This is a genomic window from Mesorhizobium sp. M0910 (genome assembly GCF_040319465.1).
GTDB lineage: Bacteria > Pseudomonadota > Alphaproteobacteria > Rhizobiales > Rhizobiaceae > Mesorhizobium.
The window spans coordinates 15,525-40,968 of record NZ_JAMYNZ010000019.1 but is presented as its reverse complement, the minus strand read 5'-3'; the positions used below and the strand labels follow the sequence as shown (position 1 = coordinate 40,968).

The 25,444-nt window shown below is 61.3% G+C and carries 24 protein-coding genes and 4 pseudogenes; 7 read left to right on the top strand and 21 right to left on the bottom strand.

Annotation, left to right across the window (positions count from 1 at the left end):
* The first annotated feature begins 186 nt into the window (after positions 1-186).
* The 4 genes from NKH78_RS29715 (at position 187) to NKH78_RS29700 (ending at position 3,330) form a co-directional block, all read left to right on the top strand.
* Entirely contained in the window at positions 187-1,371 is a 1,185-nt protein-coding gene (locus tag NKH78_RS29715) for a glycosyltransferase family 9 protein (protein ID WP_352884908.1), read from the top strand.
* A gap of 539 nt (positions 1,372-1,910) precedes the next feature.
* Complete coding sequence (locus tag NKH78_RS29710; protein WP_352884906.1) at positions 1,911-2,195, top strand: type II toxin-antitoxin system TacA family antitoxin; 285 nt, start codon at positions 1,911-1,913, stop codon at positions 2,193-2,195.
* Positions 2,196-2,705 (top strand): GNAT family N-acetyltransferase, encoded by a 510-nt coding sequence (locus NKH78_RS29705; RefSeq protein ID WP_352453588.1) that lies wholly within the window; start codon positions 2,196-2,198, stop codon positions 2,703-2,705. It begins immediately after the preceding gene.
* A 190-nt stretch (positions 2,706-2,895) separates the two neighbouring features.
* A complete protein-coding gene (locus NKH78_RS29700) occupies positions 2,896-3,330 on the top strand; it encodes a hypothetical protein (RefSeq protein ID WP_352671311.1) in 435 nt (144 codons plus the stop codon).
* 650 nt (positions 3,331-3,980) lie between these two features.
* On the opposite strand, the gene NKH78_RS29695 is transcribed toward NKH78_RS29700, so the two are convergent.
* The 3 genes and pseudogenes from NKH78_RS29695 to NKH78_RS29685 form a co-directional block, all read right to left on the bottom strand.
* A complete protein-coding gene (locus NKH78_RS29695; RefSeq protein WP_352884904.1) occupies positions 3,981-4,223 on the bottom strand; it encodes an FMN-binding negative transcriptional regulator in 243 nt (80 codons plus the stop codon).
* On the bottom strand, positions 4,151-4,324 hold the full coding sequence (locus NKH78_RS29690) for an FMN-binding negative transcriptional regulator (protein ID WP_352468507.1): 174 nt from the start codon (positions 4,322-4,324) through the stop codon (positions 4,151-4,153). Before NKH78_RS29690 ends, NKH78_RS29695 begins: the two co-directional genes overlap by 73 nt.
* Before the next feature lie 92 nt (positions 4,325-4,416).
* Positions 4,417-5,320, bottom strand: a pseudogene (locus tag NKH78_RS29685) (class I tRNA ligase family protein); the annotation flags it as partial.
* A 476-nt stretch (positions 5,321-5,796) separates the two neighbouring features.
* Between NKH78_RS29685 and NKH78_RS29680 the strand changes: the two are divergent.
* Positions 5,797-7,443: an MFS transporter gene (locus tag NKH78_RS29680; protein ID WP_352508099.1), complete on the top strand. Its 1,647-nt coding sequence runs from the start codon at positions 5,797-5,799 to the stop codon at positions 7,441-7,443.
* 767 nt (positions 7,444-8,210) lie between these two features.
* A pseudogene (locus NKH78_RS29675) lies at positions 8,211-8,456 on the top strand (hypothetical protein); the annotation flags it as partial.
* Between the two features lie 12 nt (positions 8,457-8,468).
* On the opposite strand, the pseudogene nolL reads toward NKH78_RS29675, so the two are convergent.
* The 16 genes and pseudogenes from nolL to NKH78_RS29595 all read right to left on the bottom strand — a co-directional run bounded on the left by nolL (position 8,469) and on the right by NKH78_RS29595 (position 21,365).
* A pseudogene (nolL, locus tag NKH78_RS29670) lies at positions 8,469-9,534 on the bottom strand (nodulation factor fucose acetyltransferase NolL).
* Positions 9,535-10,149: 615 nt separating this feature from the next.
* Positions 10,150-10,281: a hypothetical protein gene (locus NKH78_RS29665; RefSeq protein ID WP_352508098.1), complete on the bottom strand. Its 132-nt coding sequence runs from the start codon at positions 10,279-10,281 to the stop codon at positions 10,150-10,152.
* Between the two features lie 433 nt (positions 10,282-10,714).
* Positions 10,715-10,828 (bottom strand): annotated as a pseudogene (locus tag NKH78_RS29660) (SMC-Scp complex subunit ScpB); the annotation flags it as partial.
* A gap of 409 nt (positions 10,829-11,237) precedes the next feature.
* Positions 11,238-11,354, bottom strand: coding sequence for a hypothetical protein (locus tag NKH78_RS29655; protein ID WP_352567124.1), 117 nt, complete (start codon positions 11,352-11,354; stop codon positions 11,238-11,240).
* 459 nt (positions 11,355-11,813) lie between these two features.
* Positions 11,814-13,784, bottom strand: a complete 1,971-nt coding sequence (gene rlxS, locus NKH78_RS29650) for a relaxase/mobilization nuclease RlxS (RefSeq protein ID WP_352884901.1) — start codon at positions 13,782-13,784, stop codon at positions 11,814-11,816.
* Between the two features lie 193 nt (positions 13,785-13,977).
* A complete protein-coding gene (locus tag NKH78_RS29645; RefSeq protein ID WP_352884899.1) occupies positions 13,978-14,664 on the bottom strand; it encodes a lytic transglycosylase domain-containing protein in 687 nt (228 codons plus the stop codon).
* Positions 14,652-15,200 carry a signal peptidase I gene (lepB, locus tag NKH78_RS29640; protein ID WP_352541533.1) on the bottom strand — a complete coding sequence of 183 codons (549 nt, stop codon included), beginning with the start codon at positions 15,198-15,200 and terminating at the stop codon, positions 14,652-14,654. The genes NKH78_RS29645 and lepB overlap by 13 nt, the downstream gene beginning before the upstream one ends.
* Positions 15,197-15,466, bottom strand: coding sequence for a helix-turn-helix transcriptional regulator (locus NKH78_RS29635; RefSeq protein ID WP_352468501.1), 270 nt, complete (start codon positions 15,464-15,466; stop codon positions 15,197-15,199). The genes lepB and NKH78_RS29635 overlap by 4 nt, the downstream gene beginning before the upstream one ends.
* A gap of 150 nt (positions 15,467-15,616) precedes the next feature.
* Positions 15,617-15,940: a DUF736 domain-containing protein gene (locus NKH78_RS29630; RefSeq protein WP_352474126.1), complete on the bottom strand. Its 324-nt coding sequence runs from the start codon at positions 15,938-15,940 to the stop codon at positions 15,617-15,619.
* A gap of 218 nt (positions 15,941-16,158) precedes the next feature.
* Positions 16,159-18,207, bottom strand: coding sequence for a ParB/RepB/Spo0J family partition protein (locus NKH78_RS29625; RefSeq protein ID WP_352884897.1), 2,049 nt, complete (start codon positions 18,205-18,207; stop codon positions 16,159-16,161).
* A gap of 80 nt (positions 18,208-18,287) precedes the next feature.
* Positions 18,288-18,707, bottom strand: a complete 420-nt coding sequence (locus NKH78_RS29620) for a DUF2958 domain-containing protein (RefSeq protein WP_352884895.1) — start codon at positions 18,705-18,707, stop codon at positions 18,288-18,290.
* Positions 18,708-18,721: 14 nt separating this feature from the next.
* Complete coding sequence (locus NKH78_RS29615) at positions 18,722-18,925, bottom strand: hypothetical protein (protein WP_352842612.1); 204 nt, start codon at positions 18,923-18,925, stop codon at positions 18,722-18,724.
* The gene (locus NKH78_RS29610) at positions 18,922-19,884 is read right to left on the bottom strand and encodes an ArdC family protein (protein WP_352884894.1); all 963 of its coding nucleotides are present in this window, start codon (positions 19,882-19,884) and stop codon (positions 18,922-18,924) included. The genes NKH78_RS29615 and NKH78_RS29610 overlap by 4 nt, the downstream gene beginning before the upstream one ends.
* A gap of 487 nt (positions 19,885-20,371) precedes the next feature.
* Positions 20,372-20,692, bottom strand: a complete 321-nt coding sequence (locus tag NKH78_RS29605; RefSeq protein ID WP_352707152.1) for a sunset domain-containing protein — start codon at positions 20,690-20,692, stop codon at positions 20,372-20,374.
* Between the two features lie 58 nt (positions 20,693-20,750).
* Positions 20,751-20,978, bottom strand: coding sequence for a hypothetical protein (locus NKH78_RS29600; RefSeq protein WP_352453620.1), 228 nt, complete (start codon positions 20,976-20,978; stop codon positions 20,751-20,753).
* 135 nt (positions 20,979-21,113) lie between these two features.
* Positions 21,114-21,365 carry a helix-turn-helix domain-containing protein gene (locus NKH78_RS29595; RefSeq protein WP_023722035.1) on the bottom strand — a complete coding sequence of 84 codons (252 nt, stop codon included), beginning with the start codon at positions 21,363-21,365 and terminating at the stop codon, positions 21,114-21,116.
* A 128-nt stretch (positions 21,366-21,493) separates the two neighbouring features.
* Here NKH78_RS29595 and NKH78_RS29590 point away from each other — a divergent pair, with 128 nt between their 5' ends.
* Positions 21,494-21,763, top strand: coding sequence for a DNA -binding domain-containing protein (locus NKH78_RS29590; protein ID WP_352756854.1), 270 nt, complete (start codon positions 21,494-21,496; stop codon positions 21,761-21,763).
* Between the two features lie 95 nt (positions 21,764-21,858).
* On the opposite strand, the gene NKH78_RS29585 is transcribed toward NKH78_RS29590, so the two are convergent.
* Both NKH78_RS29585 and ubiM read right to left on the bottom strand, forming a co-directional pair.
* Positions 21,859-23,766 (bottom strand): putative bifunctional diguanylate cyclase/phosphodiesterase, encoded by a 1,908-nt coding sequence (locus NKH78_RS29585; RefSeq protein WP_352884892.1) that lies wholly within the window; start codon positions 23,764-23,766, stop codon positions 21,859-21,861.
* 303 nt (positions 23,767-24,069) lie between these two features.
* Entirely contained in the window at positions 24,070-25,251 is a 1,182-nt protein-coding gene (ubiM, locus tag NKH78_RS29580) for a 5-demethoxyubiquinol-8 5-hydroxylase UbiM (protein WP_352711153.1), read from the bottom strand.
* Positions 25,252-25,444: the final 193 nt, after the last annotated feature.

Below are 25,444 nucleotides of genomic sequence, written 5' to 3'. Positions count from 1 at the left end.
ACATAGCTGGCTTCTTGGCGCGCTACCACCGCTAGAGATGCAGACTTCGCCCGACAGCTCCTGCTGGAGCGCGGCTTGGATCTGATGGCAGAATTCTTGCGGAGACGCGGACAAGTGGGGAGCACTCCAACCCTACACACGCGTCACTGGGCTATCAGTGTTGACCGTATAATCTTCGGAATGGCAATGGCATATTTTACAAAGCACGACCGCAATCAAATTATATACCGCAGCTGGGAAGAGCCGGAACAGTCAAGCGCAAGGATGAGAATTTTGGTCCTCAAGCTTGATCATGTCGGCGACTTTTGGATGTCTCTAGGGCCCCTAAAGGACCTTCGTCAGCGTTTTGCGCATGCCCACATTACGCTGGTGGTGGGAAGCTGGAACATGGCTACTGCAAAACAGTTCGACCTCGCCGACGATCACATTGCTTTTGACTTTTTTCCTCGCAACCCAAAAGTCAAAACGCGCAAAGCAGCCGCCGACATAAGGCCGCTGCTGACCGGCGAGTTTGATCTTGCCATTGATATGCGTGTTCCGGAAGAAACAAGGCCCATCTTGCTTGAAGTCCCCGCCAGGCACCGTGCGGCGATAGTTGATCCGTACAGCATGCATCAGATCGATATTGCGATAGCGCCATTCAATCTGAAACTGCGCAGAACCATTTTCTACAAGCTGGTCCAAAAAATAGGGCTTGCTAACAAAATCCCCCGTAGATGGCTTGATTGGTTCATTGACCGTAAGCAGGTGCGTCTCCAGCATGTGTCAGAAATCCTCCTCTTTCTGGTCGCAAAGGCAGCTGCCTATTTCGAAAGCGGAGCGGGTCACCCACAGAATTCGACTACAGGCAATGCCCCGATTGTCGTGGCTCCGTTCTCCAATTCCAGCCTGCGAGATTGGCCGATTGAAAGTTTTGGCAAAGTTGTCGCTGCTCTTTCGACCCGTGGTGAGGTGGTCCTCGTTGGCCGTGGCGAATGCCTGGAAGCGCTTGAGGAGGTTGCGAAGATAGCTAGGGAACGTGGAGCCGCGAACATTCGGACGGCTGTCGACTTGTCAGAATTGGAATTCAATTGTCTCGTGAATTCGGCAGCGCTCGTCGTTTCGAACAATTCAGGCACCGGCCATGTCGCTGCCCAGCTTGGCCGCCCTACTATCGGCATTTTCACGGCGTCACATCTACCGGAGATTTGGGGGTTTCGAGGTCCCTTGGTCAGCATGCTTATGAGTGTTATTGAATGTCGCGGATGTGGTCTGGACCAAGTGCGGCATTGTCCGGTCAAAGTCCGATGCAAGTTCGACATCACGCCGGATCTCGTGATTGCCGAGGTAAACGCCTTGATGAATCATTGTAAGGGTACGGCACAAGCTTAGTGGCTCGCGGTCACCACAACCGCGATTGCCCAGCCCTTGTCGCTGATTCAATCGCTACAATCATCTAAAGGCCGAAATTCAGAATCGAATCGACTTGTTCGAAGGACCGCAGTGGCGATGTCACATTGGCCGACAGGTGGCATAGAGCGGCGCCTGAGAATGAAAGTGCCGCCGCCCAGCCTTCATAGCCGTTCCTCCTTTGTGGCGTGACGGCCCGAAAGTCGCCATCGCGTCAGATGTTCATCAGGTTCGGGATAGCCGGGGCTCGTCCGGCGACAGTCATGGCAGCGACTTCGCTTCTGGACCCGCTCATCCGGCCGCCAAAAACAAATGCACTTCCTAAAGCCGTAATTGATCCGCCGGAGCTGACCAAAGCCACCTTGCTCTGGATTGCGGCAATGGCGACTGGGGCGAGAAGCCGAGAAGAACCGATCCGGCGAGAAATCCTGAGACCATCCGCCACGAAACGTCGCCAGGGAACGTAGTATTGCGTTCCGCGTTACACTAACGTATATACGTTCGCAGCACAGGAGCGCGCCATGGCCACCAGACCCACCAGGAAGGAAGCACCCGTCTCGATGCGGTTTCGCGACGATGATCTCACCATCATCGACCGCGGCGCGGAGCTGCTCGGCCTGTCGCGCACGGAGTTCATGCGGCGCGCCGCGCTGCACGAGGCGCAGGCGGCCATCCTCAACGAAACCGTCATCCGCGTGTCCCCGGAAGCCTATGACGCCTTCATGCAGGCGATCTCAGCCCCGGCCGCTGCGCCCCCGACGAAGGCGGCCGAGCGGCTGCGTCGGTCCCCGCCCTGGGACAGCTAGGTGGCGCTTTCAGGCATCGAGCTCCTCGACCACGCACACCGCCTCGACAGCTTCGATTGCGGCAAGCCGGCGCTCAATGCTTGGCTGGCCGGCTTCGCGCGAACGAACCAGGCCCGCGGGTTTACCCGCGTCCTGGTCGTTCACGACGAGGGAACAGTCGTCGGGTATTACGGCCTCGCGCCGGGCGTGATCCAGCCAAATAGCGCACCGCGCGCCATCCGCACCGGACGCCCGCCCGATCCGATCCCCTGCCTGCTGATCGGACAACTCGCCGTCGACCACCGCTATGCCGGACAAGGCGTCGGTAGCGGCTTGGTCAAGGACGCGCTGTATCGCTGCGTCGCCGGCGCCGACATCGTCGGCGGCCGCGCGGTGGTGGTGCGGGCGATCGACGCCGAGGCAGAGCGCTACTGGCAGAGCTGGGGCTTCATTCCCGCGCGGGACAATCCGTCGGTGCTCATGCGCTCGATCCAGGACGTGAGCCTCTGGCTGGCCGACAAAGGCCACTAGCTCCGCGCGCGTAGCGCCTCCGGAAGCGGCAGGTCTGCGCGCCGGCCTGCCGCCGACCGGGCTCTAGTTGCGGCGTCCCGCCGCTCCCCGAGCCGGCTTCGCCGTCTCGGCGTTCGGGTGACCCCTCACGCAGGGCCAGAGGGAGACGGCGGTCAGAGCGAGGGAGCCCTGGAGAGAAGGGATAGTCATGATGTCGATGATATTCATAGGGGGTTCACGCGAGATATTTGAGCTGCCGGAACCTGCCATCGCTCGGATCCGCCCAATCGTTGTTGCCGTGCACGGCGTGCTGATTGGCGACGCGTCTGGAGCCGATGCCGAGGCGCAGGGCCTGCTCGCGGGCTACGGCTACAAACATGTCGGGGTCTTCCATGCGGCCAAGGAACCCCGCAATGATCTGGGCGACTGGGCTGCCTACCGGGTCCCGTCTCCTGAAGGCGCTAGAGGATACTGGATCTACGCCGCCAAAGACCGGGAGATGGCGCGCGCCGATTTTGGGATGATAGTCTGGGACGGCGCATCACCCGGCACGGCCGTCAACGTGCTTCGGCTCGCCATGGCGAACAAGCCGAGGTCATCTACGATCTGGCCAGGGGCAGCATGGCGACTACGCACCATGTCGTAGACTGGTGCGCCATTGCTCCGCGATGCCGGTCCAGACATTCGGCGCGCCAAGCCGAAGCCCGCATGACGCCAGGCGAGCGCCTGGCGTTGCCGGGATGATGTACGCGCGGTCCCGGCGGGTCCAACGCGATAGGCTTGATCCGGCCCCGCGCCCCCAACTCCACTTGTATGAACGGCCGGGGCCGGCCCTTTTCGAAACCGGCTCACCGCCGCGTGGCGTTGTGCAGGATGATTGTCTTGACCCGTCTCGCATCTGAAGCGGGTGCAAGCCTGCCGCACATGCCGCTGCTTGGTCATCCAACCTGGCTGCGAGGCATCGCTACCGTGGGGCGTGGCGTTCGCTGCCAGTCGGCTCCGATCTCCAAACCGCTGTGCCGCCATACCGAACACGCAAGGCGGTTTAACCGCCAGGCTGCTGTTCAAGGTATTAACGACGCAGGCGGCATGACCGGAGAGGCTGGCGGGGTAAGCAGCTTCCATCGATCCGGCGGCATCGCGGATGTGGCTGGCGATGGCGGCCTGAGTTCTTGTCCATCTGCCGCATAGCGGGTGGTCAGATGCTGGTCGCGTTTCCGGCGAGCCGAAGCATTTGTCTCTCAAGGTCACCCGTTGGAAATCCAGCACCAGCGGCTTGTCGGGACAAGATAGTTGCTATTGGGATTTGGCCGCCGCAGCCGCGAGCATCGCTTCTGCCATCCCATTGACGCCTCGGGCATTCAGCATTTCACCAGCGTTCTGAATGTCGCGCACCTCTTTGTTCTGGCTGAGTTTTGATTTACCAATCAGGGTGGTGATCTCGATTTCCAGGGCGACGATCGCCTTCACCATCGTGTCAATGAAGTCCTTCGGCGCGTCGCCCATCTTCCACGGGGCAGGCTGCGAGGCTTCATGCATGTGAGTGAGCTTCGCCACGTTACGGCGCACACATAGCGCTCATCATCCCGGACAGTGATGCGTCCGTGGGCGTGGACGACGAGATAGTTCCACGTCGGCACCTGGTTATGGAATTCATGCTTGCTTGGATACCAGTTCGGCGAGATGTAAGCGTCAGACCGTCGAGCTCGTCCCGGACCGCATGGCGCTACGGCGTCACCTCCAGCCCGGCGAGAAAGTCGTCATTGTCCGTGAGGGTGACCGCCGCCTCTATGGTGAGAATATTGATCGCCGGCAACTTATGGCGCCTGCCGACCTCAAATTCGTTGAAGTCGTGCGCCGGCGTGATCTTGACCGCGCCGCTGCCTTTCTCCGGATCAGAATACTCGTCCGCCACCACCGCGATCCTGCGGCCGACGATCGGCAGAGGATGAGGTTCTTGCCGACAAGATGCCGGAAACGCTCGTCGTCGGGATGCACCGCCGACCGCCATATCGCCCAGCATCGTCTCCGGGCGGGTCGTCGCCACGGTGATGAAGGTTTTAGGATTTTCCGGATCCAAAACCTCGCCCTCGACGGGGTAGCGGAAATGCCAGAGGTTGCCGTTGACCTCCTGCTGTTCGACCTCAAGATCGGACTCGCGATCAAGAGCTTCGGGTCCCAGTTGACAAGCGCTTGTCCTTGTAGATCAGGCCTTTCCTTGTAGAGCGTGACGAACACTTCGAGCACCGCCTTGGATAGGCCCTCGTCCATGGTGAAACGTTCTCGGCTCCAGTCGGCCGAGGCCCCCAGCCGCTTCAACTGGTTGAAGATCGCGCCGCCGGATTCGGCTTTCCACTCCCAGACTTTCTCAATGAACTCGTCGCGCGTCAGGTCACGGCGGTGGATCTGCTTCTCCATAAGCTGGCGCTCGACCACCATCTGCGTGGCGATGCCGGCGTGATCCATGCCGGGCTGCCACAGCACGTTCTTGCCGCGCATGCGCTCGAAGCGCACCAGAATGTCCTGCAGCGTGTTGTTGAGCGCATGGCCATGTGCAGCGAGCCGGTGACGTTCGGTGGCGGGATGACGATGCTCAAGGCTTCCGCGCCCTCCTCGGCGCCTGCGCCGACACGAAACGTCTTTTACAAGCGTATTATGTTTTTTTGCGCATAGACCAACGAGTTGAACGGCGGCCCCATGAATCGCCGATGTGTAGGTCGGGCAAAGGCGCCCACCAGCTCGTACTTGTCAAGACGATGCCACCCTTGATCTTGCACCCGCCTCCGATACCAGCGATGCACTGCGTCGTATGCTCATGCCTGTCAGGATGGGATGGGCGCTGCTAGCACCGTGGCAGTTTGACAACCCGGCCATCGGGGCGGTAGCACCGTCCAAGGCCAAGAGTCGCAGGGCAGACCGCACCCCATCGGGCTGCGCGACCCAGACCAGCTGACGCCCAACTGGCACACTCATCGCGCATCAGCACCGTGGATGCGACATCTACTTTGTTGCGAGCGCGATATCGGAACTTGGTTGTGACGCAGCTGTGCGTAAGCGCACCGCTGTCAGCAAGTGAGTGAGTGAAAGAACTACGTGGTGGAGGTGAGAAGTCATGCGGCGTCAAGATTCCCCGCCCTTTGCGGCAAACACACTGATCCCTCTTCAGAATCCGGTCTTTCGTTCGATCTGGACAGCCACGCAGATATCCAGCCTTGGCTGGCTGGTGCAGAGCGTGGCTATAAGCTGGCTTATGGCAACGATTTCAGCCTCCGATCTGATGGTTGCGCTCGTGCAGGCTGCATCGACACTGCCCGCCTTCTTCTTGTCGATCCTTGCTGGAGCGATTGCAGACAGCTTCAGCCGCCGCGGCGTGATGCTTGCCGGACATTGCCTGATCGCACTGGCATCCACGGCGCTGGCTCTCTCTGTTGGACTGGGCTTTGTCAGTCCATGGCTGATCTTGGGACTGAGTTTCTTGGCGGGATGCGGCTTTGCCTTGAATGATCCAGCCTGGCACGCCTCGGTCGGCGACATCCTGGAAAAGCGCGACATACCCGCTGCAGTGACGCTGATGTCGGTGGGGTACAACGTGGTTCGGAGCATAGGACCGGCGCTGGGCGGTGTAATTTTGGCTTTGCTGGGCCCCCTTACGGCTTTCGCCTTCGCTGCGCTGACCGACCTGGTCCCGTTGAGCGCTGTGCTGCGCTCCAAGTGGCAAGTTCGCTCTTCGCCTCTTCCGCGCGAGCGGATGACGACGGCCATTCATGATGGCATGCGCTTCACGGCAATCTCCTCTGAGATCAGAGTGGCGATCGTGCGCGCAACCCTGTTCGGGCTGTCAAGCATCTCGATCCTTGCTCTGCTCCCCCTCGTGGTTCGCGACCAACTGGCGGGGGGGCCAATTGTTTACGGCGTCCTGTTAGCCGGCTTCGGCACAGGCGCCTTCATCGCGGGCATTGGCAATAGCTACTTGCGACGCATCACGTCCCAAAATCGATTGATCACGCTCGCATCCGTTGCTTGCGCAACGTGTTGCCTTTTACTGGCTCTCACATCATCGGTGGCTGTAGCAGCGATCGCGCTTGCAATCGCTGGCGCAGGCTGGGTTGTCACCTGGACCGGAACCGACGTGTGTGTGCAGTTGGCAAGCCCAAGGTGGGTCGTTGGTCGCACCCTGTCGATCTATTACGCCCTGACCTACGGCGGCATGGCAGCGGGCAGCTGGATCTGGGGTGCTGTCGCGCAGTACTATTCCCTGACGTGGGCTTTGGAAGGTGCTGCAGCGGCGCTGTTGCTGGTTGCAGCCGTGGGAAAGCTATTGCCGGTACGGCTATGGGAGGAATCGGATCAAGGGGCCTTCGACTTCAGGCCACCAGAACTGGCCCTCGATTTGAAGCCCAGGAGCGGCCCGATCGTGATCAAGGTGGAGTACTCGATACCCGAGGAGAATATCGAGGAATTTCTGAGCTGCATGCGCGAAAGGCGGCGCGTTCAGAGCCGTGCCGGTGCGCGGGACTGGACCCTCCAGCGCGATCTTCAGAACTCGACTCTTTGGACCGAGACATTCCGCACGCCGACATGGACGGACTATCTTCGTCTAAACCATCGGCTAACGGTGACTGACAGGGAGGTAGGCGAGCGCCTTGCCGCTCTGCAGGTCGGTGATTCTCCTCCTCGTCTCTCACTTTCGATCGAGCGGTCGACAAGCCCCGCCCCCGGCAGCCAAGTCCAGCCCGTGCCCTTTGTATCGCGCCCGTAAGGAAACCAGTAACTTTTCTGGGTTCGGACACGGGAATGGCCGAGACCTACTCCATCTTTCATCGGGACTACCCGGATTGCCATACGTTGCGGCCGGTTAGGCGAGCATGAGGATTTGTGTGGCAGGTACGTCCACCACGGGCCCATGTCCAGCCCCACCGCCTCTGACATCAGATCGGCTTGGGCACGGGTTCAGGTCGCCTGTCCCCCTGCATCGTGGCGAGCAGCGGGGAGCAAGGGGGGCGGAGGGGTCTCCCCGGTCCGCACGGAGCGAAGCGGGCAGACGGAGGAATCCGCCAGCGGCGGCTTGCAGGGAGAGGGCCGCTCCTCTTTCCCCTCCCTCACACAACGTGCCGCCAAGTACGTTCACGTCGGCGCAGCCTTGCCGCAGAGCCGGCCGCAACAAAGAAGCCCTACAAGGCGGAAGCATCGAAATGTCCGCCATCGGGACCAATTCAGTTCGGTGCTGGAGAAAGCGGTTCAACAGGGCGGCCGTAGGAGCACCAGCATAGCGCCGTCGCCAGGCGCGATGCGGACCGACAGCCCCGACGAAGGGCGCTGATTGATCGACTGAAATTGGATCGGGTCATTTTATCAGCTGACATAATCCATGAATTTTTCACGATGCTTCAGCGCGCGCCTGGATTTTCTGCATTTAGCTGCAGCGAAGGTCCCGGTGATGCGGTGGAAGCGCACCCGGGGCATCTTGGACCTATTTGATGCAGCCATCCAGGACTGCTGCATTGCCACAGCAGTGGTCACAAGATGCTAGGCGGGCTTCTGGAGATGAACGCGACGATCGGCCAGACGCTCTTTCATTGGCTGCGGTCGGCGCCAGACGGTCGCGGAGCTTCAAATCTGATCGGGCTCCCGAGCGAATTGCCGTCCTACGAGCATTCGGGACCGATCCCGGCCTACAGGCACGCCTTACTTCGGGCGGCGGATCAAGTGATCCGTGAGGGGAATGCCACGCCGGCATGGCTCGCCAATGACTTCAATGCCAACTGTCGGCAGTGACATCATAAATTAAGCATAGCTCCGCGACACATATCCAAGGTGGCGCACAATCCTGCGAACTGTCATCGCTGTGACAACAATCGCCAAACCAAGCAAAGTGGCGAACTCGATTCTGCTCGCGAGATCCCAAAGCTCTCCGAACGGTATTAGATCCATGAAGCGAAACACGGCACCCTGAAGCAGGTAAAGCAGCAGTGTGCTCTGACCAAGCTCCAGCGCGACAAAGCGAGCTACGCGAGTTGAATAGCCAACTCTCCAGCATAGGAATATAAGCTGCATCGCCACTGCAGAAGTTGCTACCGAGCCAGCGAACATCAGCAACACTTGTTTGGCCGATTGTGCATCGTAGATCAAAACAAGATTGTTGTAGACGTACGTTTCCTTTCCCCAAACAAGAAAGCACATGAACGCAGCCATCGAAAGTAACACCACAAAAATAGCCTTGTGGCGCCTGATGCTAGCTGCCTGCCATCCGATCGGCTGCGCAAACAAGAACCCCAAACAAAAGAATGGGTATGTGTATCGTACCAACGGGGTTATTGACCACGGGACGGGCGCGAATGCGATCGCAATTGCAGATGCGCCTATGATCCACACCGACGAGCCATTGAAAGTCGTGAGCAACTTTATCAGGACGAAGGACGCGAAAGCTGCCCAGATGAACCAGTATGTGCCAATGAACTCCCTAAAAAAATCCAACATTCCACTGGTTAAACTGTTCGCCGAAGACATTACGGCGGCCTTCGATATCCAAATCAACGCACACCAAAAAAGCATGGGCAATACTAGTTGCATTGCTCGATCACTGACGCCTTGAGGGAACGATTTGCGCAGAATCGCTCCCGAAGAAAGATATCCACTTATCGCCATAAACAGAGGCATGTGAAACATGTAGATCGACTTAAAATATGGCGACAGCCAAAAGTCGTCAGTGCCTCGATAGATAACATATTGTAACAATTATCACCAAGATAATGAGGACGCCTTTGGCGAAATCGAAGCTTAGGTCTCTGGCCTTTGTCCCTTCTGGGCACGGGTCGCGCCCCTTCGAACCGACTGTTTTGTGATTAAGCATCAGACCTCCAGCCGATATCCTGCCGTTACTGCTTCCACTTTGGTTCTAGAGTGGTTCACGCACGGCATCTTCGGATCCCATTCTGGATTGTCGCACCCCAATCCAGCCGGTAATGGAGAGATGAGGGCCGCAGCACGACAGAAGCCGAACAGGCCTGTTCTAGGCTAGAAGGCCGAAATATTTCCGTTGAACTTCGTCCTCATCGCCTCAATTGCGGCCGTGCCGCCGCCTGGAATGTAGATCAACCGGAACTCAGGGCTCGCGCCGGCCAACTTCGATTGGTTTCGAATGGTCAAGCGGCGCCGGTCGGTCCATAAGCCTTCCTCAAGAAACGGGCGGTATCCGCTATTCTCTTTGGCCGGTAAAATCGATTGTGTTTATGGAACGCATGCGCACGATGGATACGTGCGCATCAGGCGCACGTGAGTGCCCACGGATGGGACTTTGCTTCGGGGGTCACCGTCCTTTCGTGACTCTTGCAGTGCATGGATGAGGCGGCAATTCCCGCGGTGCAGCACCTTTCGAGCGCGTGCCACAAAATCGCTGGGTTCGACCTGCGCGGCGCTGGGTGGAGATCCGCCTGATCTAAAGCGTCACCATCCGACGGGCAACATCTCACGACGCGCCGGGCAGCTTGGCCAGCATCCGCACTGGCCGATCTTGCGCTGCGTGCGATCGCCTCCTGATCGCATAGAGCAAGACCTTCTTGAAATCGGCCTGTGCCGGCAATTTTGTCGTAAAGCTCATGGTGGCGACTCCCGCACGCGCGCAGGACAGCCGGCAGATCGCGCATCTTGGCGATCCACCCTGCCATTCGGCCCGTCGTTCTTCTTTATTCCAATGGAGATCGTAATTAGGTCCGGACGGTCACGCAGTGAAGTGTTCTCCCTTCGAGCAGCCACGTCGGCGCCGCTCAGAATCTTCGACGAGCGCGCCAGGACAGCATCGATCTGCGCAAATTCTTGCCAGCAGATCGTCCTCACATCATCATGCCCTTGGCTTCAACCGGGCTGGTGCCCTCCCCTTCCCGGCTTTTTGTCCCGACGCTCGGGTCGCGCCGCCCGGCCCGGTCAAGGCCAAAAAAATCGTCGCGGGTGAGCGCCCACTCCGGCTTCTGCCAAATATTCGTCGGCGGGTTCGCAGCACCGCGGGCGCACGGGTGAGCTCGTGGGTAGGAGTGCGGATGGAAGTAGGCGATGCACATCGTCATCAGCACCTCAGATTGTGTGAGGTCCACGGCCCGCTCGTTTCCGCCGACGGCGGCGCGGCGGGCGTCGGTATACGCAGGGCGGGTCCGTCGCCTTGGCCTCAGTTTCGGGGCAATGGCAGGCCCCGGTCAGCGCGGCGCCGAGTTGGGCGGAAAGATCGACGGCGCGCAACGCGGGGCTCCTACGCGACGAGCAGTTTTTCCCCCGGTCTGACCCGGCCTCGACTCCAGATGCCGCAATGACCGTCGCGGCCCGGCGCGGTTGATCGGGTCTCATGCCCAAAGCTGCCTCGGTGCCCAGTAGCGGCACCGCATTGCCCCTCCCAGGCGCTGCGCCAGTAAAGCGTCGGCGAGCCAGCATCTGACGGTGCGTTCGAAGCGATCTCATTCGGCGGCCATGATCGCGCCGGTCACCATGCCGCAGCGGAAAGCTGCCGAGCTCGTCTGGCCAGGTCGCTGACCGCCTCGTCGTCGCGGGCGACGACCGAAATCTTCCCTACCGCAGCGAGGTTTCTCCCGTTAGAAGATCCTCAGCGGGATGGGCAGCCAGTTCACGCCCGGCCAACAGCATCCGGCCCGCGGGGCCGACCTCGTCTCCCGGTCGTGTGAGCAGAAGAACATCGCGAAGTGCGGCTTCATCCTCGACGCCGCGAGCCTGCTCGCCGTACCGCGGCCGCCGAAAGCCCTAGGCGGTGTCACCAGGCGCCAGCCCACCTCTCTAGCTGGCGGACCATCGCATCGAGCGCGCCGATGGCCGCACCTGCAGTGATTGCAAGTCCTCATGCGCCGCAACTGTTCGGGTCGGGGGCAGCCCTGCGCAACCAGGCCGGCACCGCCGCCGTCGGCGGGGCTTCCGTGGCACCGGGAAGAGTGCCGTGGTGGCGCAGGAGGGTTTTGGCTCAGAACCATGGAATACGATGAATGATTGGGGCGCTTTTTGTAGAGCGAACGATAAGTCTTGCACGACCAGCCATTTATCCCTCGCGAGATCAATGCCGCGGGCAATTAGCAGGCGAACTCCGTCCGGACTGAGTACCCGTTTCAACGCGGGCAAAGAAGTTGTGTAGCCATGTCACGAAATGCTTGGTCCGCTTCTCTGCCGGCCGATGGTCCATGAAATCCCCTCCCCACCCATGACACCAGACACCTCCTTGCCAATATGCCGATCAAGCACCGGCCGCCATGGCACCAGCGTGAACTCGCGCGATTTCTCGATGACAGCGTATTTTCCGCCGGCGAGCTCGACGGAGCGGCGGAGCGTGCCTTCTATTCGACCTCCACTCTGGGCTTCAGAATAGGGCAGACCGAGTTCGTCAGACAGTTGACCGGCAACACGGTTCAGCTCACGTTGACGCAGGATCGAAAGCATGTTGGCGCGATAGACGATCCGGTCCTGCTCTTCCCGAGCAAGACCTTGCGCAATCAGCCACTGCCGCCGGCGGCCTTGCGCCTCTCGGACATCGCGGCCGAAACCAGAGCTGTGCAAGGCCTCCGGTGTGTCGGAAACCAGCTCTCGATCGAGCCAGGTGGCGCCGTCGAAGTTGACTTGCTGTTCCAGCAGCATTGATGAGAGCTTGTCAACCGTGACAGGCTCGGCCCCGGCCCGCTGACGCTCGTAGTCAGACACACGGTCGAGATGATCCGGTGCGACGATCCAGGTGCCGTCCGGCTCGCGCTCGACACGACCGGTCGCCCGGCGGATCGCCTCCAGTCGCCGCACGTGCGTTTCGGCAAAGCGTTCGGTGGCCGACGGGTCATGCTTGAGATGGATATCGATGCTGTAGCGCCCGTCATGGGCCGTGGCGATCTCGGCAATTGTGCGGTCGACTTGCCTTGGCCCGGTGTCCCTCGGCGTGACCCGCACTATGCAGCCCTCTGGCGTCGGTTGGGTGGCCTCGCCTTTGCCGATATCAACATAGTGGCTTTTGCCGTCCACGCCGTCGACGACGAGGTAATGGCGGTCAGTGATTTCGTCGGCCAGGCCGCGCGCAATGATGCGGCCGACGACAGGCTGCATCTGCTCTGCAGATCGATCATGGACAACATAGTCGGCGGCACTGCGGGCGAGCCCCTTGCCGGTCAGTTCGCGGTGCATGGTCTTGATGATGTCGCCCCGCTCACCGATGCGGCGCAGCGTCGCTTCAAGCTCGCCATCAAGGCGCCAGCGGCCCGAGCCGACTTCCTCAGCCAGACCCATCCGCTCGAGCTTGCGCAGGCGGCCCTGGTGCAGCGTCTGGCGAAACGTGTCTCGGCTGGCCGGTGAGACATGCCCCTCATGGTCGCGCATGCGGAGCAGCTGCCGATCGATGTTGGTGAAGCGTTCCCGCTCCATTTCCTGGCGCAGGCGTTGCTCGATCTCGCGGTCCGTTCTCGGGCCAAGGTCGAGGCTGACCAGCTCCGCCGCCCGTTCACGGATTCCAGACGAGATGTAGTCCCGCGCGATGACGAGGTTTTCGTCGCGGTCGTCCTTGCCGCGGACGATAATATGGGTATGCGGATGACCAGTGTTGAAATGATCGACGGCCACCCAGTCGAGCCTAGTGCCGAGGTCTTCTTCCATCTGCGCCATGAGGCGCCGCGTGAGCGGCTTCAAGTCATCATACTCGATGCCGTCTTCAGGGGCGACGATGAAGCGGAACTGATGCCGGTCGCCATCGGCACGATCGATGAAGGCCTTGCCATCAACGCGGTCGCTGTCGGCGCTATAGAGCTCGCCAGGCTCGCCTTCGCGGGTGACGCCGTCGCGCTGGAGGTAGCGAAGGTGTGCACGTGCCCCGTCAACACCCTTGCCGGCCAGCTTGACGATACGCGCCTTGACGACGGCGCGCCGCTGCCGAAACGCCGCGTGGGGGTCGCGCGCTCTGAGAACGGCGGCAGCAGCCCCGCCGCGCCCCGCCCGGCTTCCGATGAAGCGGCCACGGCGACCGCTGCCGCCGCCGGCTCGGTTGATCGCGGCGCGGATCTGGCCGGCGAAACGCTTGCCTGCCTTCGAGCCGCGCGATCCGATTTTGCCCAGGCTCGGCTTGAACTCTTCATCCTGCATTGAGCCTCCTAGTAATCTTAAGCAATATCAGAGGTTTGTCGGCAGCAGCTCTCCTGACGCTGAAGGCAGCCTCCGTGGAAAACGATGTGCAGACAAAGACTTCGCCGCCTCCAGGAGGCGATGCCTTTATCTTGCCTTCCGCGGACCTGCCTCCCTGCCTCCCTGCCCCGCCCGACCCACGGTACCCCTGCCCTCACCTGCGATCCGGCCGGCCTGACCTTGCTCGCTCCGATCCGAGCGGCACCACGATTTGGCCATTCGGATCGGTCACGGAAACACCGTTTCGCAGGAAAAACAGCGACTGCCCGGACGGGATTTCCGGCGCTTTTCCGGAACGGGATTTGCCGGTGAACGCGTCCATGTCGGCGGCCGAGATCCCCGCCGCCTTGAGCTCTTCCAGATACGAAACCGTCTCGCTGGGCAGCGGTCGCCCACGCTGCAAATGCTGTTCGTAGCGGTCCGGCCCAGCGTTATAGGCGGCAAACAGGCCGGGAAAGCCGAAGCGGTCATACATGGCGCGCAGATAGGCAGTGCTTGCCAGAATGTTGTCGCGAGGGTCGTGCGGATCGGCTCCCAGGCCAAGCTCTGCGCGCATCTCCTCGTAGGTGCCGGGCATCACCTGCATGAGGCCAATGGCGCCGGCGCTCGATGTGATCGGCCGTCCATTCAGCCTTGTCTGCCCCCGGCTTTCGGCATCCATGACCGCATAAATCCAGGGCTGTGGAATGCTGAAACGCCGGCTTGCTTCGGCTACGTAGTGCTGCCATCTTGCCAGCTGCGGACCACGGGAGATGGCGGCCGGCTGAGCGTCGGTCGCGGCGGAACAGGCGCATGGCGCTATCGCGACCATGCCGAGCATCAGGAGGGTTACTCGGTCCATAGCGGCACGAGCCTCCCGGCAATATTTTCGGCCGGCACCGGCCCGAAATAGCGGCTGTCGAAGGAGTGATTTCTATCGTTGCCGAGCAGGAAAAACTCGTCGGCGGCGAGCTTGCGGCAGGCATTCCACCAAGGCAGCGGACGGTGTTGCGTGTCGGTTGCCAGCCGGCGCGCGACGATCTCGCCGCCGATGATGATGGCGTCGCCGAAGGCGCAGACATGCTCGCCAGGCAGCGCGGCAAGGCGCTTGACCAGCGGCACATTGCTGGGCAGATAGAAGCGTTCGGCGGCGAGATCGGCGACCGGTTTTGGCGGGCGGACGAGCACCAGATCGCCACGAGCCGGTGATCCGGACGCGAGGCGATAGAGGCCGACCGGCGCACTGGCCGAGGCGTTCCAGACCAGCCAGGGCGATGGGTTGTCGAAAGCGGCGAAGCCGATCAGGCCGAGGCCTATTGTGGCCACGGCGATCGTCTTGCGCGCCCGAACGCGCCGCAGATGGCTGCCGATCAGACGGATAGTGGGACGCCGGCTCATGAGCGGCCTCCCGCACCGGCCGAGCCGGAATCGTGGCCGCCATCCTCGGGCCTGGTCTCCTGCGCGCGCCCTTTCGACCAGTCGTCGAGCTCGTCGATGTGATACCGAACATAGCGGCCGTGCTTGCGGAATTGCGGGCCACCGCCTTTGAGCCGCATCTTCTCCAGCGTGCGCTGGGACAGCCCGATATAGAAGGCGGCCTGCGCGGTGTTGAGAAACGGACTGCCCTTCTTGGCGCGGGCCGCGCGTTCGTTTTCGTCGTCCATGATGGTCCTCGTTCGTTACGGACAAGCGAAGGCGAGGATCGGCGAGCGAGATCGTTTTCGGGACGGGCGAAGAGTGGGGGGCGAGTTTTCGCCGCCCCTTCTTGAGAAGAGCCCCGCGCCCGTTGCGGCGCGGGGCTCGAGGCTGGCGGTTCAGTCGACGGGGTTCCAGATGATGGCGTATGTGTCGTCGTCATCCTGGCCGGCGGCGCGGCCGAGATTGGCGTAGAGCTTCCGCGGGCCGAACTCCGGGGCGGCAATCGACAGGCTCACATAGTCCTTGCCGGAGGTCTCGCCGGTGCGGATCCAGCCGGCCCCTACTTCGACCCCTTGCGTCAGCACCCGGAAGTCGGGATGGGTGTCGGCGCTCTTTGCCTGATTGGGCACGATGTCGATGTCGGCGCGCACGCTGAGCGTCCTGAGCTGGCCCTTGTAGCCGCCGTTTTCCTGTTTGGTGACGTATCCGATCGCGGTCATTTTCAGTCTCCTTTGGTGCTCGCCGGGGACCATTCCCCTGCGATGGCGGACCGTGATGGGCGCGTCCGGACCGCCGGAACCGGGACGGCCGCAGCGATAGCGGAGGACCCGAGCGGGCAGCTTTTTTGAAGCGAAGCGGCGCGAGGAAGCCGCCGCAGGCGGCGGGGAAAAAAGCTCGTGGCGAGGGTTTCGGGCGGGCCGGATCCGCCCATAGGTCGTCAAGCCAGCCGCAGGGGAATGGTTCCTGAGACACATGGAGACAGGTAGCGCGATCGGCGGCGCAACGAACAGGCGGCAACGCAGGGCGCCGGCTGCGCGGGCTCTGTCGGCAACCGGATCGGACAATTGGCCCCATGCGCCTGGCGCCTCAGCAAGCAACCCGGCGCGGTGCAGGGCTGCCGAAACGGGCGCGAATTGGCGTCGGGATTTCTCGCGCGCGGCACTGACTCGACAAGACGAGCAATCGGCAGCCGGCGCGGCCCGGAGCGGCGCGCGCGACCTGAGCGGCGGTACTCGAGAGAACCGCCGCTCGGGCCCTGATCGATTATTCGCGGACGAACAGCGGCTGCACTTGTGCCCACTGATCGGCGGTGCGGAAGCCGCCGCGGCTGGTGTAGCTTTCGGCCGGGAATTTCATCCAGCGCGGCAGCCAGGTCTCGACCTTCTGGCGGCCATTCTCGCCCGCCAGGAAGTCGCGGATGATCTTCTTTTGCGTCTTGACCTTCTCGGCGACATTGCCGTCCGCGACCAGCTTGCCGCCGACCTCGGCCAGCATCGAATTGGCGATTTCCTTGTCGCGCAAGAGGTCGAAAAAGGCATCGTCCGGTTGCCACCATGTGCCCATATTCGACGTTCAGATGGTTGCCGAGCGCCTCGATGACGGCGCTGCCGGCTGCAAGCGTCTCGGCCATGACAAGGGTGAGAACGCGCATGACATCGTCGTCGCACAGCGCCAAGAGGCGCGCGAACACGCCGGCGATAGCAAACGCGTCGCCATTGCCGCCGGCGACCACGCCATCCTCATCCAGTGATCCGAGCAGGGCCAACACTTCGCGCCGCTTTTTGCCGAATGCAGCTTCAGCCTTGCAGCCGGCAAGGCTGGCAGTCACCGTCTCGTTGACTGCGCGCTGTGGCTCACGGCGCACCTGCCACAGGCCGGAACCGGTGACGGCGTGCGCCACCACGAGGCGCAGCGCCACGGCGGGATGGTCGAGCATCGCCGCGCGCACGGCAGCATGGCGATGCAGATCGACATAGTTCTGCATCGGGCCGGTGAGTTCGGGGCGCGGCGGCTTGGCGGCTGTTTCTTCTTGCTCACCGCCCTCGCGGGCGTGGCGGGCTTGCTTGTGTGACAGCCAGCCCTCGTGACACTGGACCTCGCCGCGATGCGAGACAGTGATGACGACCTTGCCGCCCTTCTTCTTCGGGGTCTTCTCGTGGTCCCATGCGTGGAAATACTGGCCCGGCTCCAGCAGCACCACCTCGCTCCAGCCGTCGTTGAGATAGGTGTCGCGTCTGGCGGCAATCGCTTCGTTCTGCTTTTGCCAGAACAGGTCGGCATCGGCGAAATAGCTGTCCTCGCCGAACAGGTCCGAGGTGATCAGGCCGGGATATTCGTCGATGGCAAACAGCGCCACCTTGGTGGAAATCGACTGGCCGCCGAACAGCCATTGCTTCAATTGAAAGCCACGCGGCGCGTATTGATCGGGATCGGCACAGAGTGCCAGCCAGTCCTTCTGCTGCGCCTTGGACGCCATGGTGAGATGGCGCACCGTCTCGGCGTCGATCTCCTCGCGGCGATAGGCTTCGCGGATTTTGGGCAAGAGGTCGCCAAGCGCCAGAATGCGTTTGACCTTGAGGTCAGTGATGCCGAAGGTCGCAGCGATGTCGGGAACGGTGCGGCCTTGCCTGGCGAGCCGCGAAAACGTCTCCCATTGCGATACTTCGTCAGGATCGAGGCGGGCGAGGTTTTCGATCAGCGAAGCTTCCAGCGCATCGGCGTCATCACCGTCCTCCATGATGGCGCAGGGCAAGGGATCGCCTTCGCCGCGCTCGTCGGCAAGCGATTTCGCGGCGAAGTAGCGCCGCCTGCCGGCGACGATCTCGAAGGTTTCCGGCTGGCCGTTCGGCCGCACAAGGAGAGGCACCAGCACGCCGCGCGCACGCACGGAGGGCAGGATGTCGGATATGTCGGGCGCGCGTTTTCCATGGCGCATGTTGAGCGCGCAAATGTTGAGCTGATCCAAGGGAATGTGGGCAAGCTGCATGGTTACTCTCCTTTCGCTTTGGTTGAGGTTGTCCCCCGCCGCAGAGGCCGAAGGCCGGCGCGGCGGGACGGTTTTTGCGCCTATCGGCGCTGCTGTTCCGCCGTGTCGGACGGAAGCTCGGAATGGGGCTTTGAAAGGGCGTCTGCTGCCTGCCGCAGAAGTCGCTCGGCCTCGGTGATGTGGCCGCACATGCGGGCGGCTTCGGCATAGACGGAGAGCGTAAAGCGCGCCTGGAAATGCAGGTCGCGCTCGATGCCGAGGCCAAGCGGACCTTTTACGGATGCAAGCTCGGCCAGACTGACGCTGCCGAGTTCGGGGAAGCCGAAGCCGAGATCGCAAAGGCCGAACAGCGTGTCGCCATCGGCGTCGAGTTCGGTCAAAAGCCACGTGGCGGCACCTGAGGGATTAAACAGTTTCACAACGGGAAAATGGTCGATGTCGGCCTCGGCGGCGCCATTGGCGAGCAGTCGTGCGCGCAGTGGATCGGTGATCAGGATCATGGAAAGACTCCTTGTCAGAACAGGTCGAGTTGATTTCTGCTGGCTTCATCGAAGAGGCCGATATCGAGCGGCTTTTGCGCCGCGCGCGGACACATCGGCGCGTTCATCAGGAGGGTGAGCCGATCGCGCGTGGTGATCGGCCGGACACCGGGAATGAGCATCTGCTCGCCTTGCGGCGTCGGCTCGCTCGCGGTCAGTTGAGGATCGCGCATCGTCATGCCGCAATCCCTTCCTGCGCCTCGCCTTCGGCATCGGCCTGAAGGCCAAACAGGAAATCGGCGGCCTTGGAAGCAAGACTGGCGGCACGGAAGATGGCGCGATTGTCCTCGCGCAGCACCTTCAGCCATGAGCCGATGTAATCGGCATGACGCACGGTCGGCTCGATACCGAGATTGCTGCAGACGAAGGCGGCAGTGATTTCGGCGACCAATTCTTCACGCGCGTAAGCCTTGGAGCCGAACGAGCCGGAGAGGTCGCGAGCAAGCCGCGTCGGGTGGCCGGTCCAGTGGCCAAGCTCGTGAAAGCAGGTCCGGTAATAGTCGATCTGGTGATGGAACGCCGGCTGCGGCGGCACCTGAATGTGGTCGCTGCCCGGCATGTAGAAAGCGCGATCGCCGCCGACCCTGAAATCCGCACCGCTGGCGCGAATGAGCGTCTCGGCCTGCGGCACGATCTCGCACTGAGGCAGCGGCTCGGCGGCGGCATAGAGGTCTTCCGGAAGATTATCGCACTGCGCGACATTGAAGACGGTGAAGCGCTTCAAAAAAGGCACGGCCTGTGGTTCATCGCCCTCGTGGCGTGCGCGCTCCTTCTCGTCCTTGGGGACAAAGCGGTCGGCATGCACGATGGTCGTGCCGCGCTCGCCCTTCCTGACGTTGCCGCCAAGGACGAGCGCCTGCCGGAAGGTGAGCCAGTTCTGGCTGGGATAGCTGCGCTCGATGACCGCGCCCCACAGGATGAGGATATTGATGCCGGAATAGGTGCGCCCAGAGGATGCATTCCTCGGCAGGCCAAGGCCTGCCTTTGCGCTGCCCCATGGCTTGACCCATGGCACGGTGCCGCGCTCCAGCTCGGCAATGATGCGGTCGGTGATCTCCTGATAAAGGCTGGCGCCCGGGCGCCCGCCCTTGCCTGCGCCAGCCTCTGTGCTGGCACAACGCTTGCTGTTTGCATGCATCGTTTCATCCTCCGCTCGCCAATCGCCGCGCCTTTCCCCGGAAGCGGGGTGGGCGGCGAGTCACGACCGGAAAGGCCCGCCGTGGGAGGCGGACCGCATCCGAAGGACCGGAACGAAGAGGAGGACCCTGAGCGGGATGCGAAGGGTTGCGGGATGCCGCGGCGGGCCTAGAAGGGAGTGCCGCCCACCCCGCGCCACCGGGAAAGGCCAACAGACAAACCGCGCCGCCCGCAAGGGCGGCGGCCGTCTCAGCCCGAAGGGCTGCCCACGCCAAGGGGCGAAGCCGAATGGCCGAGACCGCCTGAGCTTGCCGAAGAAAAGCGGGCTCGGTTCACGAGCACCTGGTGCGCGTCGTCAGGCGCGCGGGCGCCCGCCAGGACGGCAGGCTGGACAGATTTTTCGAACGGATCGCGATAAATACTTCAAATGAATGCTGCACCGAAAACATGTGCGATGCAGCATTTTCGCAAGCATTTACCACGGACGCTCAGACCCGAGACTTCCGCCACCCAGCCTTGCGCGCGGCTTCCTCCGAACAAAACCAGCGCTCGCCTTTCAACAGGTTGATGCGCGTCTCCCAGTAATATTCCTGTCCGGGAACATGATAGATGCGCTCGCCCGTGTTGTAGCTGATATTGGCTTTGATGTTGCAGCCGAGAGCGGCAGGGCCGATTTCGAAGGCAAGAAAGCCAGCCAGGATTGTTCCACCAGCAACGATCTTTGCCCACAACGGAGCGTCCTTCGAACGATGGCGCTCGCCATACCTGCGACGGTTGTACCGATTGTCTTGATAGCGATGGTTGCCCACGCCCCTTCTCCCCGAAGAGAGAATGCGACGTTTGCAGCCTGGAGTCTATAAGTCTGGTCTAATTCACCGGTCCTGTTCCGAACCATTGAATGAACGGCGCATCCTTACCGGTGATATCCTTCACCGTCTTCAACAGCGCTTCATGGGTGCGTTGGAGAGCCCGGTAATGGTTGCTGGTAGGTGATAGAAGCGGCTGGACGATGCTCTGGTGCAGCCGTTCCGCCTCCGCGAGAAAGCGCTCGATTTCAGCCTGTGAAAGCTGCTTGGAAAGTTTGGTCCTAGCCATTGCGATCTCCGTTGAGGAATCGCCCCACCTAGGATTATTATCCTATATCGGCATGGCTTGGTAAAGACCCACCCGCAGCGGAATGGCAGCTTGCCGAAGAAAAGCGCGCTCGGTTCACGGCACCGGCGCGAGCCGTCAGACGCGCAGGCGCCCGTTAGCCCGCAGGCTGGACAGAATCTCGCACGGATCAGCGTCAAGCGCCGCAGTTAAGTCGAGAAACTCGATGACATCGAGACGCCGCTCTCCACCCTCGTACTTGGCCACGAAGGATTGGGGACGATCAAGCTTCTCGGCCACCTGCGCCTGAGTCAGGCCTTTGGCCTTGCGCAGGGAAACCAGCTGGGCCAGAAACCGCTGGTGGCGGGGCGAGCGAAGAGATTTGGGCATGTAGGCGAACCGGTCGGGTAAAGACCGGATCAGCGACTAATCCCGGTTTCGGATTATCCCATTTTGGGATATGCTGCGTTGCATCCAGCGCTCAACAGCCGAGGCTCGCAACAGGCATGAATCGATCAATGGGAACAGATGAGACTCGAAACTCAACTCTGTGCGACGAAGTCCCCTGGTCGGAGAACCTCACGAGCTACGACAGGCAGCATTTCACGATCTACCTGCGGATCCTGGATGCCTGCGCCGACAATGCCAGCGAAGAGGAGATGGCCGATCTCATTCTAGGCATCGACCCGGCCCTTGAACCGGTCCGCGCCCGCAAGGCTCTTCGCAGCCATATCGACCGGGCGAACTGGATGGTGACGACCGGCTACAAGGAACTGTTCGCCGGCTGACGCACAGCACGGACTGTCATGCTCTTCAAACAAGGAAGTTCAGATACCCGTCACTCATGAGCGCACGGCCGCGAGAGACGGCGCGGCGGGAGCGGTCACAACTGGTTCGCGTGCTGTTTGACTGCCATTTCCAGTGCTTGGCTCAGAGGCACAGCCTTGGAGAACAGGTAGCCTTGAGCGGTTCGGCAGCCAAGCTTGTGCAGGGTTTGCCGATCCGCCTCTGTTTCGACGCCCTCGGCCATGACCTCGATCCCGAGCATGTTACCGAGATCGATGACCGATTTGACAAGCAGTCGGTCCTCTCGGGACTTGGCCAAGCCGCGAATGAAGCCCTGGTCTATTTTGACCTTGCGTATCCGACTGTCCTTGAGCGATGCCAACGTAGAAAAGCCGGTGCCGAAGTCATCGAGCGCGATGGAAATGCCCGCATGTGAAAGCCGTCCGAGCTTTTCATCCACTCTGTCCGGGTCCACCGGGGATTCTTCGGTAATCTCGATTTCGAACATCGTTGCAGGGAGGCCTTTTGCCGCCAGACCATCCAAAACCATGTCGTCGATATCGCCGGCTTCCAGTTCGCGCGGCGAAACATTCATCGCCACACGGAAATCACGACAGTCAGCTTTCACCAAGCCGTCGATAAAAGCACAACAGTCGGCGAATACGGTTTGCGTCAGCAGCTGAAGCATTCCGGTTTCGCGTGCAGCTGTGATGATTTCGGGTGGAGAGATGGCACCATGAGTCGGATGGGACCACCTCAGCAAGGCTTCAAAACCGACCACGGCCTCGGTGTCGAGTTTCACGATCGGCTGGAACCAAGGTTGCAAGCTTCTCGTCTTTATCGCCGAATGAAGGTCCCGTTCGACGGACTGGCGGCGTTGCAGTTCCCTGTCGAGTTCGGCATCGAACAGGCAAAATTCGTTCCTGCCACGACGCTTGGCCGTGTAAAGGGCGATATCCGCCCGCAACAACATTTCGGTCAGGCCCGGGCTTTCCGCCAGGTATATTCCTATTGATGCCCCGACCCGGACGGACGCGACCTCCCGATAGGGGCGGGCAATTTTTGCTATGATATTGGAGGCGAGATCATTGGCAGAAAGCGAAACCCTCGTTGAGGGAAAAAACAGCACGAATTCATCGCCGCCGATACGAGCGAGCGTTGAGCCTTCCGGTGCTTCCTCCTCTATGCGGCGGGCGATCCTGACAAGCAGTTCATCACCGGTCCTGTGACCGTAGGTATCGTTGACGGATTTGAACCCGTCCAGGTCAACCAGCATTGCCACGAAGGGGCCATCCGCGGTCTCGAACCGTCCGATAGCGTCTTCGAGGCCACGCCTGTTGAGAAGGGCCGTCAGGTGGTCCTGCCTGGAACTGGCCTTCATCTCCGCCGCAAGCCGCTCGGCCTCATGCCTCAGGCGGCTCGCTTCGCGGAACCGTGCTTGCCCAACAAACGAAGCTCGAACCAAGCCGCCCATGAAGAGCAGAACGGTAAAAGCCAGAATGTAGTCTTCAAAATTGCCTTTCGCCAAAAGGCAATCCACCGTGATGAGGAGCGGAGGTGTGATGAAGTTGATCGCCGCCGCGGCATACGAACTGCCGTATGTAACCGCACCAGCTGAAATGCCCGCCAGAATGACCAGATGCAGCGGTGCTTGAGGTGTCGTGTATCCAACAGTCAGGACGGCCAGGAAGGACCAGGCAAACCCTGCCAGAAGAGCAAGGATGCCAAACCAGCGAAGCCGCGGCAAAACCCCCACTAATCCGTCATGGCGCCCCGTTTCCTTTAGCTGATAACGCGCGAGTGCAAGGCGGGCGGCATTTATCGCATTGACGACCAGGAACCAGATTGCAGCTGCAAAGCCGCTGCCAGAAAGGGCGTGCACCGCCCAAATCAGGCCTGACAGGATAGCGCTTATCGGCATCGACACGAAGAGGCCGGCCCTCAGGTCAGCAAGCTGATCCTGACGGATTTTGGCCTCCAGCGTGTCTTCATTCTTCGGGGCCATGGACGGACCAGCTTGCTCCCATCGTTGTTCGCGAGGACAAGCCTACGCAGGCCCACTGAAGGACGGGTTAACTATCCAGCGGGGATAACCAGTGTGCTCACCATGTCTTCGGGGCGCACGTCTGCCTCTTGGCCTTGCCGTCTGACCATCGAGCTCTTGCCCGCACGCGTGCCTTGATCCGAATCATCCCAGGATCGGCAACGTCACCATGGAAGCAGCCCTACCAACGGCATCAACGCGCCCGGCGAGACAAAAGGAAGCCGGGCCGAGATAGCGTTCCAGAGCGGCAGCGCTGCCTGCGATTCACCGCCTGAGCATGGCCGAAATGCCATGGCGGATAAAGGGAAGATATTGGGCAAAGCGAAGCCCTGCATGTCTTGCAAGCCGTGCCGCCGGGTGCTCGCCTGAGTAGAGAGCGACAAGTGCATTCGTAGCATGATAGAGCGGTGCCGCCGACAGACGCAGCCGGCTTTCGTATCTGCCGAGCATGTCGGGATCAGCAATGTCGCGGCGCTCGCGACATGCCGCCAGGATTCTATCGGCGAGTTGCTTCTGGCCACTGAGGCCGATGTTGAAGCCATGCGCGGTCACCGGGTGCATGCCGAGGGCAGCATCGCCGATCAGTGCCGCACTCGGAGCCCAGAACTTGTGCGCCCAGGTCGTGACCAGCGGATAGGCATGGCGGGTGCTTGCCAAGGTCATCTCTCCGAAGCGTCCTCGACACCGGCTCGTCGATTCCATGAGGAACAAATCGTCGTCGAGAGCAAGCAGTCTGTCGGCCTCGCTTGAGCGCAACGTGAGAAGCAGCGACGACACGCCTTCCATGAGCGGCAACATCGCTATCGTCTGATGGTGATCGAACCATTCGACCGCGATCTGGTGATGGGCGCGCTCGTGCCTCACTCGGCAAATCAGCATGGAGTTGCCAAGCCGATTGATGTCGGCGCCAATGCCGAGCAGGTCGCGCGTCGCGGACAAACGCGAATCCGCTGCAACGAGCAGCCGAGCGGCCAATTGCCTGCCATCAGAGAGCGTTATGACTGCTTCTTTGTGGCTGGTTGTTGCATTGACGACCGAGCGGCCGCACAGCAGCTGGGCATGATCCTGGAAGTGGACAAGCTTGAACAGGGCGTCGCGGATCCGACAATTTGGGACCAGAATTCCGAGTGGTTCCCCAGATCCGCTGGGAGAATCGAAGCTCAGGGCGAAAGGGCTCGATCCGTTGAGCACGCGCGCGCCTTGTAGCGGTGATTTGTCCGAAGCGGGGATGGCATCCCAGGCGCCGAGCTCGCGAAGGATTCCAACCGATGCGTGGGTCAGCGCGATCTCGCGACCGTCGAAAGCCGGATTCGCCAGGCTTTCGAGCGACTGCCGTTCAACCACTGCCACCTTGAGTCGGCTCTGGGCAAGCGACGCGGCGAAGGAAAGTCCGACCGGCCCGGCTCCGACCACAATAACGTCGAATCTATCGACAGAGCCGGCCATCAGCGTGCCGCCATTGCGTCGGCTATCTGCGACGAAGGGCACTGGAACGCATCGCAATCGATCCACGGTTTGCGGCTCATCTCCCCAAGCGTCTCCACGCGACCTAACCGTCCGTTAGACATCCGTTCTCCGTTCAAAAATGCTCAATGAAACCATGCCTATGAAGAGATAACCCTGATGTGGATCAACCAGG